The organism is Arthrobacter sp. ZGTC131, assembly GCF_002929275.1.
Taxonomy (GTDB): Bacteria; Actinomycetota; Actinomycetes; order Actinomycetales; family Micrococcaceae; genus Arthrobacter.
On record NZ_PJIK01000009.1, the window covers coordinates 61229 to 73764 of the forward strand.

Here is a 12536-nt window from a genome sequence, read left to right on the forward strand (position 1 = left end):
GCGGTTGTCACATCTTCGGTTGCCCGCAGCAACTGCTGCCGCGCGGCGGCCTAGAATCCCAGCTGCGCCGCCGTCTGCAGGAGCAGTGCTTCGGAGCCCGGATGGCCGATCAGTTGGATCCCCATCGGCAGCCCCTGGCCGGCGGCGCCGCCCGTCCAGTGCACCGGGATGCTGACTGCCGGCAGGCCGCAGACGTTCACCATGGAGGACCACGGCGCAAACTCGCACTGCCGGCGGTAGTCGCCGTCGGCGTCGCCGGCCCACTCCGAGACGGGCCAGTGACCGTCCCCGTGGGCGGACCCAGTAAACCAGCCCACGGGCCGCGGCGTCTGTGCCAGCGACGGGGTGAGGATCAGGTCCCACTCGGCGTACTGTGCCACCGTGTCGCGCTGGAACTGACGCAGGAACGCCAGCGACTCGCTGAGTTTCGAGGCGCTCCGCTGCTGTGCGCGGCGCCGGAACGTGCGGGTCAGGGGAGTCAGCAGGGCCTCACGCTGCGGTGCGATCCGGGCAGCCCCGACCCCTGCGGTCCAGGCCGTCGTGAAGGCGTCCGGGTAGCGGTTGTCGTAGCGGACGGCAGTTTCGACGACGTCGTGCCCGGCCTCAGTCAGCAGGCGGACCCCGGTCTCGAGCGCGTCCAGGGCTTCGGCATCCGGTGTGAACGGGAAGATTCCGGCCCAGGGGCTGTCCAGGCTCACCCCGATGCGCAGCTTGGCCGGTTCACGGTTCACGGAGTCGAGGTACCCGGCTACGGACTCCGGGCCGTTTGAACCCTGGCTTGGACCCTCGCCTGACCCCTGGCCAGCACCCTGGGACCGGTCCCCAACCAGCGCGTCGAGCATCAGCGCGGCGTCGGTTGCCGAGCGCGCCAGCGGCCCCGCCACCACCAGCTTTGCCGGGTCACCGCCGCTTTCTCCGGCGGGGACCAGTCCCCGTCCGGGCTTGAGCCCCAGCAGGCCGCAGGCCGCAGCCGGAATCCGGACTGACCCGCCGCCGTCGGTTCCCGGCGCGAACGGCAGCAGCCCGGCTGCTACCGCTGCGGCACTGCCGCCGGAGGAACCGCCCGAGCTGCGGCTCAGGGCATGCGGATTTCGCGACGGCGGCGCGATGCGGTTTTCGCTGTAGGCGGTCAGCCCGAACTCGGGCACCTGCGTCTTGCCCAGGGAAATAGCGCCGGCACCTTTCAGTACCGCCGCCAGGGCGCCGTCCATCGGAGCGGGGCGGCGTTCCAGGGCGGCACTGCCGTGAGTCGTGACCACGCCGGCCACATCGGTGAGGTCCTTGAAGGCCAGCGGCATGCCATGGAGCGGCGGCAGTTCCTGGCCCGGAGAGCGCCGCGCGTACAGGTGGTCCGCCGCGGCGGCATCAGCCATGGCCATGTCTGGGGTGACGGTGACGAACGCCCCCAGCCGGGGATTGGAGGCGTCGATCCTGCCCAGGAAATGAGCCACTGCCTCCCGCGCGGAGAGCTCGCCGGAGCGGATGGCATCCCTGAGCCGGACGGCGGAAAGGTGGTGGATATCAGCCACGGAAGCGGAGCTCCGCCCGCTCGGGTGTTCCCGCCACGTTGCCGGTGGCGGCGGCTCGGATTATGAGGGGACGGGCAGGCACTGAGGCTCTCCTTCGGGTCTGCTGACCAGCGTAACCTGCGCAGCCGGGGGTGCGCGGCCCGTCGCTGGCGATACGCTGGTGCTGAGAGCTTGAGCCAAGGAGAGGACCCCCATGAGTGACTTCGATACCGTCACCGTCAACGACGTTCCGGCGGACGCCACCATCCTGGACGTCCGGGAGGACTACGAGTGGGTGGCCGGACACGCGGAAGGCGCCGTGCACATCCCCTTGGACCAGCTTCCCGCACGCCTCGATGACCTTGACCCGGACGATGACCTCTACGTCATCTGCCGCACCGGCGGGCGGTCCTTCCGCGCTGCCCAGTGGCTCGCGGGCCAGGGCTACTCGGCAATGAACGTGGCCGGGGGCATGGACCAGTGGCTTGAATCCGGCAAGCCGCTGGTCTCGGACAACGGCCTCAAACCAGTGGTTCTCTGACCTCCGCGCCCCCTGACGTAACACCAAAGGAAAACTGCACATGCCCTCCTCCCGCCCCACCTATACCTTCCTTGGCCCTGAGGGCACATTCACGGAGGCGGCGCTCATGCAGGTTCCGGACGCAGTGCAGGCTGTGCGCATCCCGTCGTCCAACGTCAACACCGCGCTGGACAAGGTCCGCGACGGCTCCGCTGACGCTGCCATGGTGCCGATTGAGAACTCGGTGGAGGGCGGGGTGACGGCCACGCTGGATGCGATCGCCACAGGGCAAGAGCTCCGGATCATCCGGGAGGCGCTGGTGCCCATCAGCTTTGTGCTTGTGGCCAGGCCTGGCGTGGAAATCTCGCAGATCCGCAGGGTGTCGACGCACGGCCACGCCTGGGCGCAGTGCCGGCTCTGGGTGGACGCCAATATTCCCGGCGTGGAATACTTCCCGGGATCCTCCACCGCCGCCGCGGCAATGGGGCTGCTGGAGGACGATCCGCATTACGACGCCGCCATCTGTGCACCGATCGTCGCCCGGGAACAGCCCGGGCTGCATGTGCTGGCAGAGAACATCGGCGACAACCCAGGAGCGGTGACCCGCTTTGTCCTGGTCAGCCGCCCCGGGGTGCTGCCCGCCCGGACCGGCGCGGACAAGACCACGGTAGTGGTCCCGTTGCCCGAGGACAGGCCGGGTGCCCTCATGGAGATCCTGGACCAGTTCGCCACCCGCGGGGTCAACCTGAGCCGGATCGAGTCCCGGCCCACGGGCCAGTACCTCGGCCACTACTTCTTCAGCATTGACGCCGACGGCCACGTGGCGGATGCCCGGGTGGCCGACGCCCTCGCCGGCCTGCACCGCATCAGCCCCGCCACGCGATTCCTGGGTTCCTACGGGCGCGCGGACGCGCAAACCCCCGTGGTGCCGCCTCATACGTCCGACGAAGCATTCCGTGCCGCGCATGCATGGGTCGGCGAGATACTCGCAGGGGAAACTCTCGGCTCCGGACTGACGGTGAAAGCTTCGCCCACAGCGTAGACAAATGCCCGTTGAGGCACTTCCCTGCCCATGTGACTGTGCGTATGCTTGCCTGATCAATAAGGGGGGTGGCCCCAACGAAGGGAGCGGGTCATGTCAGACAGTACCAGCACCGACAACGACGGCCAGGGAATGATCGTTAACCCCAAACCGACCTCCGAAAACGTTGACTGGGACGGGGATGACGCGGACCGGGCCGACCGCCTGCGCTTCGAAGAGGAACAGGCCATGATCCGCGAGCAGTCCGAGGCGCGTGCAGCCGCAAAGGCCGCCGCCGAAGCCGCCAAGCATCCGGGAACCGCCAAGACGGCCTAGGCCGGGGATCATTCCGCGACCGCCACTCCGCTTTGCGCGTTGTAGAACCTTCGCGCCGGAGCGTGGACGGTGTTCCAGAACCTGGCCGCCAGCCCCCGACTGAAAGTCCTTACCCGCTGATCCAGCCGGTCCCGTTGCTGACGGGCTGTGTTTCCCTGACCCGGACCAGCAGTGACCTGGGCTCCACCTGAACCGTGACCTTCGTAGCGTCCCCGGACGTGTCGCCGTCGAGCTGCGTAGGCATCGGCTCCGGGCACTTGATCACCACCTTGCCGGACCGGTACACGCTCATCACGGGCAGGTGCCGCTTGTGCTTGAAGAGGATCTTGGCGTACATGGCCAGCCACCCGACCGCGCTCCGGGGGCTCATGACCACCACGTCGAGCATCCCGTCGTCGATCATGGCCTGGGGAATGAGGTCGATTCCGCCCGGCACGAGCCCGCAGTTGGCAAAGAGGACGCTCCGGATCTTGCGGGCCTGTTCAGGCTCGTCGTCCAGCGAGATCGACACTTTCTTCCGCCGCCCGGGCAGGTGGCGGACGCCTGCCTCGGTGTAGGCGAGCCACCCCACGGCCCGCTTCAGCCCGGCGTTGGTATCGCCTACCACCTCGGCATCCATTCCGATTCCCGCAATCACGAGGAACGCGTGGTTGGATGAGTGGCCGGTCTGCGAATTCTCAATCCGCATCCGGGCCGTGTCGATGTAGCGCTGATGGCCAAAGAGGGCAGTCTGCACATTGCCGTGCAGGTCATACAAGTCCAGGTCCACGTTGCGGGCCAGGAGGTTGCCCGTGCCCAGCGGGATCAGGCCCATTGCAACCCCTGTGTGCGCAAGGGACTCGGCCACAACGCGTACGGTTCCGTCGCCGCCGCCCACCAGGACGACGTCGGCCCCGTATTCCAGCGCCGCCCGCACCTGCGAGTGGCCGGGGTCCTCCGGCGTCGTCTCGAAGAAGCGGGGGGCCTCCCAGCCTGCCGTCAGGCAGGCACGCTGTATTGTGGCGCGGGCCTCCGCGGACTTGGCTTTGACGGGGTTCAGGACTACGGCCACGCGCTGGTGTTCGAGGCCGTGCTCGTGGGCGTCCTCCCAAACGGCGCTGCGTGCGTGGGCGGCTTTGAGCTTGCGCACACCCCACCAGCTGGAGACGGCGAACGCCAGTGCCCCAGCGATCAGGACGTAGAGAAGCAGGTCGCTCATGGTGCTCCAACACTATCCCGGCCGGCGCCGCCCGCAGTTCAGCAACCTGCCACCCGTGCTGTCCGGATTTCGGGTCCGGGGCCGGCTGTCCACGGCACCCGCCCGGGCAGCGCTCCGGATTCGATACTCTTGTCTGGTGATCGACGTAAAAGACCTCAGCGAAAACCCGGACAAGTTCCGCGCCAGCCAGCGTGCCCGCGGTGCGGATGAAACCCTGGTGGACGCGATCATCGACGCGGATGCCGCGCGCCGGGCCGCCCTGATCAGCTTCGAAAACCTTCGTGCTGAACAGAACGTGTTCGGCAAGAAGGTGGCCCAAGCCAAGGGCGAGGAAAAGCAGGCGCTCCTCGCAGAGGTCCGCGAGCTCGCCGGGGCGGTCAAAGCGGCGTCAGCCGAGGCCGACGCCGCGCAGGCCAAGCAGGAAGAGTTGCTGCGCACTATCCCGAACCTCATCGAGGACGGTGTGCCGGAAGGCGGCGAGGATGACTACGTGGTGGTCAGGACCGTCGGCACGCCGCGTGAGTTCCCCGACTTCGAACCGCGGGACCACCTGGAAATCGGCGAACTGATCGGCGCGATCGACATGGAGCGCGGCGCCAAGGTGTCCGGATCCCGGTTCTACTTCCTCCGCGGCGTAGGCGCGCGGCTTGAGATGGCCCTGCTGCAGATGGCCATGGACCAGGCCATCGAGGCCGGCTTCGTCCCCATGATCACTCCGACTCTGGTCCGCCCCGAGACCATGCAGGGCACCGGTTTTGACGTCAAGCACGACGCCGAGATCTACCGTCTCGCCGAAGACGACCTTTACCTCGTGGGAACCTCCGAGGTTCCGCTGGCCGGGTACCACGCGGACGAGATCCTGGACCTCGCGCCCGGTCCCATCCGTTTCGCCGGCCAGAGCTCCTGCTACCGCCGCGAGGCCGGCTCGCACGGCAAGGACACCCGCGGCATCATCCGCGTGCACCAGTTCAACAAGGTGGAGATGTTCATCTACACCACTGCCGAAGAGGCAGCCGCGGAACACGAACGCCTGCTCGCCTGGGAAGAGGAGATGCTGGCCAAGTGCGAGCTCCCGTACCGCGTGATCGACACCGCTGCCGGCGACCTCGGCATGTCCGCTGCCCGCAAGTATGACTGCGAAGCATGGGTTCCCACCCAGGGCGCCTACCGCGAGCTGACGTCCACCTCCAACTGCACCACGTTCCAGGCCCGCCGCCTGAACATCCGTGAGCGCGTGTTCAGCGAGGACGGCACGCCCAAGGGCACGCGTCCCGTCGCCACGCTCAACGGGACGCTGGCCACAACGCGCTGGATTGTGGCCATCCTGGAGCACCACCAGAACCCGGACGGGTCTGTCAACGTGCCGGCAGCCCTGCAGAAGTACATCGGCGGCCTCCAGGTCCTGCCGGTCCTCTAGACGCTCATCCCCGCTTGACGCTCCTCCCCGCACGACGCTGGCCATGGCAGCGCGCCGGCGGTAAATACTCACACCGGGGAAACCTGTGAGTATTTACCTGCTGTTCACACGGTGCTGTGGCCCGCGTCCTAGCGGGTGTCAGGGGTGTCTGCTCTACTGATAGGCATGACTACATTGACTGAAAATTCAGCCGCTGGCATCGAAGACCAGCGAGATATCCAGCAGAAGCTCATGATCGCCCTGGACGTTGACGGAACCCTGGTGGACCACGACGGCCACATGTCCGCCGCCGTCCGCGAGGCCGCGCAGACCGTGCTTGCCGCCGGCCACGACGTCATGATCGCCACGGGCCGCTCACTCAACGCGACCCTTCCCGTCATTGAACAGATCGGGATCGACCGCGGCTACGCCGTCTGCTGCAACGGCGGCGTGACCCTGCGCCTGGACCCCGAGTTGACCGATGGCTACGAGATCATTCACAAGGCCACGTTCGATCCCGGCCCCGCGCTCCGCGCCCTCCGCAGGCGGCTCCCGTCCGCCAAGTACGCGCTCGAGGATGAGGACGGCAACTTCCTCTCCACCGAGCGTTTCCAGGACGCGAGCTTCGGGGTGGAGGCCATCGGCGTCGACTTCCAGACCATGCTTGAGGCCACGGCCGTCCGCGTCGTGGTCTTCAGCGCGGAGAACACCCCCGAGGAATTCAACGAGGCCATCGAACACATCGGCCTGGCCGGCGTCACCTACTCGGTGGGCTGGACCGCCTGGCTGGACATTGCCGCAGCGGGGGTCACCAAGGCCAGTGCGCTGGAAAGCCTGCGCCGCAGGCTCGGCGTGGAAGCTGCCTGCACGGTTGCCATCGGCGACGGCCGCAACGACATCGAAATGCTCGCCTGGGCAGGACGCGGCGTTGCCATGGGCCAGGCTCCGGAGGAAGTGGTTGCCGCGGCGGATGAGGTCACCAAGTCCGTATACGACGACGGCGCCGCGCACGTGCTGCGCGGGCTCCTGTAAGTGCCGGTCTGCCTAGGCAATCCCGGGCCGACGGTCTGACCGGAATAGGGCTTTAGCGCACCGCGGGACTGGGCTTTAGCAGTCCGCGGAAACTGTTTAGCGCACCTCGGGGTGTCTAGCGCACCTCGAGGATGAGGGCCAGCAGTCGTGCCGCGGCTGGCCGGGCGGCGTGCTCCTCGTTCCATTGCGACCTCGCCACGGCCTTGCTGACGGCCTGGGAGGTGATGCCCAGTTCCGCCGCCACCGTCTTCTGCTGGCCGCGAACACCGGGGGTCAGCAGATCCAGTACGCGCCATTCGGCCTCGCTCCTGTCCCGGACAATGTGGCCCAGCAGCCGGAGCACTGACTCGGATTCCGCCGCCACTTCCGCCAGAGGACCCTCCACGGCCACCGGGATGCGCTCCTTGCCGTAGCGAAGGCGGTCCACGGCCCGGCGTGCGTAGACCAGACCGTGCCCGGACGCGTCCTTGATCTGGTTCGGCAGAGGCTCGTTTACGGGGCCGACACCGATCCCCACGAACCAGCTGCCGCATCGCAGAGCGACCATGGCGGCTTCCACGGTCTGATGGGGACAATCCAGAATCCCCTGCACCTCATCCTCGACGGAGCGGTCAAAATCCAGGCGCGCCGGGATGTGCCGGAGGTCCTTGAGGAGCCGCGGGACCCGGTCGCCGTCGCGCCGGCTGTCTGTTTGGTTGATAGTCAGCGTGAACATGGTGGAAATCAGACTACCCGGTGGTAGCTGGGAGGCAAGATCTCCGGCCGGGGGACGTTACGGAGCTCACTTCGGCTGGCGGCGGCGTGCGTTATCCTACCCGGCCGTGCCGCCGGCGATGAGACCGAGGGGGAGAAAACGCGGAGAAAACGCGACGGCGGCAGGTGCGGTTCTCGAGGAACCGCACCTGCCGCCGTCGGTGTCTAAAGCGGACGGTGGGGTCAGTGTGCCGCAGGCACGTAACGCTTGATGGAAGCTTCGAGCTCGGCTTCGGCAGCGGCGCGGTCGGCCCAGCCCTCGGCCTTGACCCACTTGCCGGGCTCCAAGTCCTTGTACCGGGTGAAGAAGTGCTCGATTTCCTTGATCAGGAACTCGCTGACGTCAGTGACTTCCTGGATGTGGTCAAAGCGGGGATCGGCCGGCACACACAGGACCTTGGCATCCCCGCCGCCGTCGTCCGTCATGTTGAAGACGCCGATCGGACGGGCCTCAACGATGACGCCCGGGTGCAGATCGAAGTCCTGCAGGAGCACCAGTGCGTCCAGCGGGTCGCCGTCTTCGCCGAGGGTGTTCTCGAAGAATCCGTAGTGGGTGGGGTACTGCATGGAGGTGAAGAGGACGCGGTCCAGACGGACTCGGCCGGTCTCGTGGTCGACTTCGTACTTGACGCGCGATCCCTTGGGGATCTCGATAGTCACGTCATGCTTCATGGAATGCTCCTCGGCGATTGCTTGGTGTTCGCGGCACGAGGAATGGACTGTCAGTGCCGCCGACTACTATTGAGGATATAGCGAGAGGCCCAGGTTTCAGGAACTAATGGGGTAATTTCAGGACTTTGAGGACCAGCAGCATGAGTGGCACCACGGGCACGGCACGTAGCCGCGAAAGACTGCATGCGCTGATCCGGTCCTGGCCCACCGCCCTGCTCACGCTTCTTCTTGCCGTGCTGGCCCTGCCCGCCGGAATGCTGATTGCGCCTGCCCTGACCGGACCGGACCAGTCCGCCGCCCGAGCCGTCCAGAGCCCCGCATGGCAGCTCATGCCGGAACGCCTTTCCGTCCCCCAGGGTATCGGGCCGCTCAGCAACACGGCGCCCGTTCCCGTGCCGGCGGAACTGGCGGCCAAGCTGGACGCTGTGCTCAAGACGGACGGCGGCGGCACCTTCACGGGCGTGGTCCAGGACGCAGCCACGGGCAAGGTGCTCTTCGACCGGGACGGCGCCGCCAACAGGATCCCGGCGTCGAACATGAAACTGCTCACGGCCGTGGCGGCGCTGCGGGCGATCGGTCCCGAGGCACGCTTCACCACCAAGGCGGTCGCGCTGCCGCCAGCAGGCTCGCAGGCGGCCGCGCCGTCGGGTTCCGCCGGCGCCGGAACGCGGTCGGTGGTGCTCGTAGGCGGCGGGGACGTCCTGCTCGGTGGGGGCGAATCCGCCGAGGACCAGGTGCTCGGCCATGCCGGGATGGCCACCCTTGCCAAACAGACCGCAGAGTCGCTCCGCAGAGACGGGTTCACCGGCCAAGTGGAGGTCCTCGTAGATGATTCACTCTTCACCGGCCCCGCGCTCAACCCGGCCTGGAGCCCCGAAGACGTGGCAGCAGGCGAGATGGCCCCGCTGTTCCCGTTGGCGCTTAACTCCGCACGGTTCGATCCCGCAGTGACCACCGGGCCACGGCCCCAGGACTCCGCCCTTGCCGCTGGCGAGGCTTTCGCGGCCCGGCTCAGAACGGCCGGCGCGGCCGCGGGACTGACGGTGGCGCCCGCCGTCGGACGTGTTGACGGAAAACCGACGGCGAAGGCCGCAGTTCTGGGGGAAGTGCAGTCGGCAACGGTCAGCCAGCAGGTCGACCACATGCTGCAGACTTCCGACAATTACCTTGCCGAGACCCTGGGCCGCATGTCCGCAGCTGCCGCCGGCAAGCAGGCGGGCAACGAGACGGCCACCGCTGCGGTCCTCGGCCAACTCGCGGACCTGGGCATTCCCACGGACGGCATGGTGGTGGCGGATGTATCCGGGCTGGCCCTGGGCAACCAGGTCTCCGCCCGGCAGTTCTCGGAAGTGGTCCGTGCCGTCACGTCGGGCCGGGATACCCGCCTCAGGACGGCGCTGGCCGGCTTCCCGGTTGCCGGCCTCACGGGGACGCTCGGAGACAGGTATATCGACGAGACCACGGCCGAAGGCGCCGGGCTGGTGCGGGCTAAAACGGGAACCCTGAACAGCGTCATAGCACTGAGCGGCTACGTGGTGGACGCGGACGGCCGGCTTCTGGTGTTCTCCTTCATCGGCAACGGTCTGACTCCCGGTGCGGACGGCAATAAACCCGCCTTGGACGCCTCGGCAACGGTGCTCGCGGCCTGCGGCTGCAGTTAACGGGCAGTATCCCTGTTCGCCATCGACGGGCCCGGTGCCGACTGTTCGCCGGTGAGCGAACTTTAAGGCGCGTTGCCGGGCGCGTGTGTTCTGATGGTGCGTATGGAGTCAACTGCAGGCCAGCCCACAGCCCCGGCCCAGGCCCTGATCAACTGGGACCTTGCCGCTTCCACAGCAGCACGGCTTGCTCCCGCCGGCCCTTCACTGAGACCGGCTGAGATCGGCGAGGCCGTCCACCAGCTGCGCGACTTGGCTGATGCATCGGTGCCGCACGTCCACCACATCACCGGGCTTGAGGCCGCGCGCGATCTCCGCGATTCCACGGTTCTTGTTGTGGACCGGGCCTCCTGGGCCAAGGCCAACACGCAGAGTTTCGCGGTCATGCTGAAGCCCGCCATCGAAAAGATGCTGGAGAACCGCCGCGGAACCATCAGCCCGGGTGCGGCGAGCGTCAGCGGAGCCATCACCGGAAGCCAGCTTGGCGCCGTGCTGGCATTCCTTTCCAGCAAGGTACTCGGCCAGTACGATCCGTTCGCCGCCCTCGCCGAAGGTTCGCAGGCGCCGTCGGGCGGGCGCTTGCTGCTCGTGGCTCCCAACATTATCGCTGTGGAGCGCGAGCTCAACGTGACCCCCGAGGATTTCCGCCTCTGGGTGTGCCTCCACGAGCAGACGCACCGCGTGCAGTTCGCCGCAGCACCCTGGCTCCGCCACCACATGCTGAACGAGATCGACAACCTCAGCGGCCACCTTCTGGGCAACGTCGACTCGCTAATGGAGCGGGCGACGGCGGCCGCCCGGTCCCTGAAAGACCGCACCGCCGCAGGCACCACGCCAGGCAGGGGCGCCATCCTGGACCTCCTGCAGAACCCCGAGGAAAAAGCCGCGCTGTCCCACCTCACAGCCGTGATGAGCCTGCTAGAGGGCCATGCCAACGTGGTGATGGACGCTGTGGACGCCAGCATCGTGCCCTCCGTGAAGACCATCCGGCAGCGGTTCAACGCCCGCGGCAAGGACAGGGGCGCCATCGAGAAGTTCATCCGCAGCCTCCTGGGCCTCGACGCCAAGATGCGGCAGTACAGCGACGGCGCCAAGTTTGTCCGCGCCGTGGTGGAAGTGGCCGGAATGGAAGGCTTCAACCGGGTCTGGGAAGCGGCGGAGAACCTGCCCACCGAGGCCGAGATCCACGACGCCAAGATCTGGGTCGACAGGATGGGGCTTTAGTCTCCGTGCAGGGTGCATCAACGGCCCCCTCGGTGCCCCCAGCCGGCGGCTCGATTCCCCCATCCGGCGGCGGCAGCCCCGCCCGCTCCGGCCGACGCCGGCCCGGCCGGCTGGCGCCTGTCCTCGGCACGGCACGGAAGATGTTGCAGGAAGCGCTGTCCCTGGCCGGCTACCCGGAACGGATCCTCGTGGCCTGCAGCGGCGGCCCCGATTCGCTGGCCCTTGCCGCCGTCGCCTCCTATTTCGCCCGCCGCGGCCACGTGGACGGCCACGCTGTGGAGGTGGGTGCAGTGGTGGTAGACCATCAGCTCCAGGCCGGTTCCGCGGAAGTGGCTGCCCGCACGGCAAAAACCCTCAGGGAGCTTGGCCTCAGCCCGGTTCAGATCCGCACCGTTGACGTTGCTTCCAGCGGTGCGGGCCCGGAGGCGGCAGCCCGGGACGCACGGCATGCCGCGCTCGAAGCCGCGGCGACGGAGTGGGGCGCGGACGCGATTCTCCTGGGGCACACGCTCGATGACCAGGCCGAGCAGGTGCTTCTCGGCCTCGCGCGCGGCTCCGGCACGAGGTCTCTGGCTGGGATGCGGCCGGAGCGCGGCAGGTTGCTCCGGCCCTTTCTGGGCCTCAGGCGCGCGGACACCGAGGAGATCTGCCGGGCCGAGGAGCTCGAACCGTGGCACGATCCCAGCAATGCGGACCCTGCCTTTGCACGCTCCCGGACCCGCGTGGAAGTCATGCCGCTGCTCGAGGAAAAGCTCGGACCCGGCGTTGCGGAGTCCCTTGCCCGCACCGCCGCCATCCTCCAGCTGGACGCGGACTATCTGGAGGACGTGGCCAACAACACCTATGCCGCGCTCGCAGAGCGCAGCGGTCCCGACGTCAGCCTGCCGGAGGCGGCCCTCAACGAACTAGCGCCGGCCATCAGGTTCCGTGTGATCGCCAAGGCCGCCGCCGACGTCGGCGGTCAGCAGCCCAGCTACCAGCGGCTCCTCGCCGCGGAAGCGCTGCTTCGACGGCAGGGTTCGGCCGGGCCGGTGGAGCTACCCGGCGGAGTCAGTGTTTACCGTCTTTCGCTCGCCCAGCTGCTGGCAGGCGAGCCTGGTGAGGAGCAGGGCGGTACCGCCGGGGTTCCCCGCGGGGGCGCACGCTGTGGGAAGCTTGTATTCCGGCTTCGAAAACCGATCCGTAAATAGTCGCACCCGCACCGACACATCCCCGCAT

At 67.7% G+C, this 12536-nt stretch carries 12 protein-coding genes; 8 read left to right on the top strand and 4 right to left on the bottom strand.

The features are described from left to right. Nucleotides 1-50: 50 nt before the first annotated feature. Complete coding sequence (locus tag CXQ90_RS12635) at nt 51-1529, bottom strand: amidase (RefSeq protein WP_104139580.1); 1479 nt, start codon at nt 1527-1529, stop codon at nt 51-53. 193 nt (nt 1530-1722) lie between these two features. On the opposite strand from CXQ90_RS12635, the gene CXQ90_RS12640 reads away from it, so the two are divergent. From CXQ90_RS12640 to CXQ90_RS12650, 3 genes are all read left to right on the top strand, one after another. Beyond that, entirely contained in the window at nt 1723-2049 is a 327-nt protein-coding gene (locus CXQ90_RS12640; RefSeq protein WP_104139582.1) for a rhodanese-like domain-containing protein, read from the top strand. Nucleotides 2050-2089: 40 nt separating this feature from the next. After that, nucleotides 2090-3070: a prephenate dehydratase gene (gene pheA, locus CXQ90_RS12645; protein WP_104139583.1), complete on the top strand. Its 981-nt coding sequence runs from the start codon at nt 2090-2092 to the stop codon at nt 3068-3070. 93 nt (nt 3071-3163) lie between these two features. Next, entirely contained in the window at nt 3164-3385 is a 222-nt protein-coding gene (locus tag CXQ90_RS12650) for a hypothetical protein (protein ID WP_104139585.1), read from the top strand. A gap of 109 nt (nt 3386-3494) precedes the next feature. On the opposite strand, the gene CXQ90_RS12655 is transcribed toward CXQ90_RS12650, so the two are convergent. Further along, nucleotides 3495-4583 (bottom strand): diacylglycerol kinase family protein, encoded by a 1089-nt coding sequence (locus tag CXQ90_RS12655; protein WP_104139586.1) that lies wholly within the window; start codon nt 4581-4583, stop codon nt 3495-3497. A 136-nt stretch (nt 4584-4719) separates the two neighbouring features. Here CXQ90_RS12655 and serS point away from each other — a divergent pair, with 136 nt between their 5' ends. Both serS and CXQ90_RS12665 read left to right on the top strand, forming a co-directional pair. Next, nucleotides 4720-6000 carry a serine--tRNA ligase gene (gene serS, locus CXQ90_RS12660; protein WP_104139741.1) on the top strand — a complete coding sequence of 427 codons (1281 nt, stop codon included), beginning with the start codon at nt 4720-4722 and terminating at the stop codon, nt 5998-6000. Nucleotides 6001-6165: 165 nt separating this feature from the next. Then, nucleotides 6166-7011 carry an HAD family hydrolase gene (locus tag CXQ90_RS12665; RefSeq protein ID WP_104139588.1) on the top strand — a complete coding sequence of 282 codons (846 nt, stop codon included), beginning with the start codon at nt 6166-6168 and terminating at the stop codon, nt 7009-7011. Nucleotides 7012-7126: 115 nt separating this feature from the next. Here CXQ90_RS12665 and CXQ90_RS12670 read toward each other — a convergent pair whose 3' ends face one another. Continuing rightward, the gene (locus CXQ90_RS12670) at nt 7127-7726 is read right to left on the bottom strand and encodes a hypothetical protein (RefSeq protein ID WP_104139589.1); all 600 of its coding nucleotides are present in this window, start codon (nt 7724-7726) and stop codon (nt 7127-7129) included. Nucleotides 7727-7947: 221 nt separating this feature from the next. Next, complete coding sequence (locus tag CXQ90_RS12675; RefSeq protein WP_104139591.1) at nt 7948-8436, bottom strand: inorganic diphosphatase; 489 nt, start codon at nt 8434-8436, stop codon at nt 7948-7950. A 140-nt stretch (nt 8437-8576) separates the two neighbouring features. Between CXQ90_RS12675 and dacB the strand changes: the two genes are divergently transcribed. The 3 genes from dacB to tilS all read left to right on the top strand — a co-directional run bounded on the left by dacB (nt 8577) and on the right by tilS (nt 12508). Further along, the gene (gene dacB, locus CXQ90_RS12680) at nt 8577-10097 is read left to right on the top strand and encodes a D-alanyl-D-alanine carboxypeptidase/D-alanyl-D-alanine-endopeptidase (protein WP_104139592.1); all 1521 of its coding nucleotides are present in this window, start codon (nt 8577-8579) and stop codon (nt 10095-10097) included. 102 nt (nt 10098-10199) lie between these two features. After that, nucleotides 10200-11318 (top strand): zinc-dependent metalloprotease, encoded by a 1119-nt coding sequence (locus tag CXQ90_RS12685; protein ID WP_104139594.1) that lies wholly within the window; start codon nt 10200-10202, stop codon nt 11316-11318. A 140-nt stretch (nt 11319-11458) separates the two neighbouring features. After that, on the top strand, nt 11459-12508 hold the full coding sequence (gene tilS, locus CXQ90_RS12690) for a tRNA lysidine(34) synthetase TilS (protein ID WP_181038549.1): 1050 nt from the start codon (nt 11459-11461) through the stop codon (nt 12506-12508). Nucleotides 12509-12536: the final 28 nt, after the last annotated feature.

Excerpts from the sequence above, each read along its gene's own strand:
- pheA (WP_104139583.1), top strand. The coding sequence starts at position 2,090 with ATGCCCTCCTCCCGCCCCACCTATACCTTCCTTGGCCCTGAGGGCACA.
- dacB (WP_104139592.1), top strand. The coding sequence starts at position 8,577 with ATGAGTGGCACCACGGGCACGGCACGTAGCCGCGAAAGACTGCATGCG.
- CXQ90_RS12665 (WP_104139588.1), top strand. The coding sequence starts at position 6,166 with ATGACTACATTGACTGAAAATTCAGCCGCTGGCATCGAAGACCAGCGA.
- CXQ90_RS12670 (WP_104139589.1), bottom strand. The coding sequence starts at position 7,726 with ATGTTCACGCTGACTATCAACCAAACAGACAGCCGGCGCGACGGCGAC.
- CXQ90_RS12685 (WP_104139594.1), top strand. The coding sequence starts at position 10,200 with ATGGAGTCAACTGCAGGCCAGCCCACAGCCCCGGCCCAGGCCCTGATC.
- CXQ90_RS12650 (WP_104139585.1), top strand. The coding sequence starts at position 3,164 with ATGTCAGACAGTACCAGCACCGACAACGACGGCCAGGGAATGATCGTT.
- CXQ90_RS12675 (WP_104139591.1), bottom strand. The coding sequence starts at position 8,436 with ATGAAGCATGACGTGACTATCGAGATCCCCAAGGGATCGCGCGTCAAG.
- CXQ90_RS12655 (WP_104139586.1), bottom strand. The coding sequence starts at position 4,583 with ATGAGCGACCTGCTTCTCTACGTCCTGATCGCTGGGGCACTGGCGTTC.
- tilS (WP_181038549.1), top strand. The coding sequence starts at position 11,459 with ATGTTGCAGGAAGCGCTGTCCCTGGCCGGCTACCCGGAACGGATCCTC.
- CXQ90_RS12640 (WP_104139582.1), top strand. The coding sequence starts at position 1,723 with ATGAGTGACTTCGATACCGTCACCGTCAACGACGTTCCGGCGGACGCC.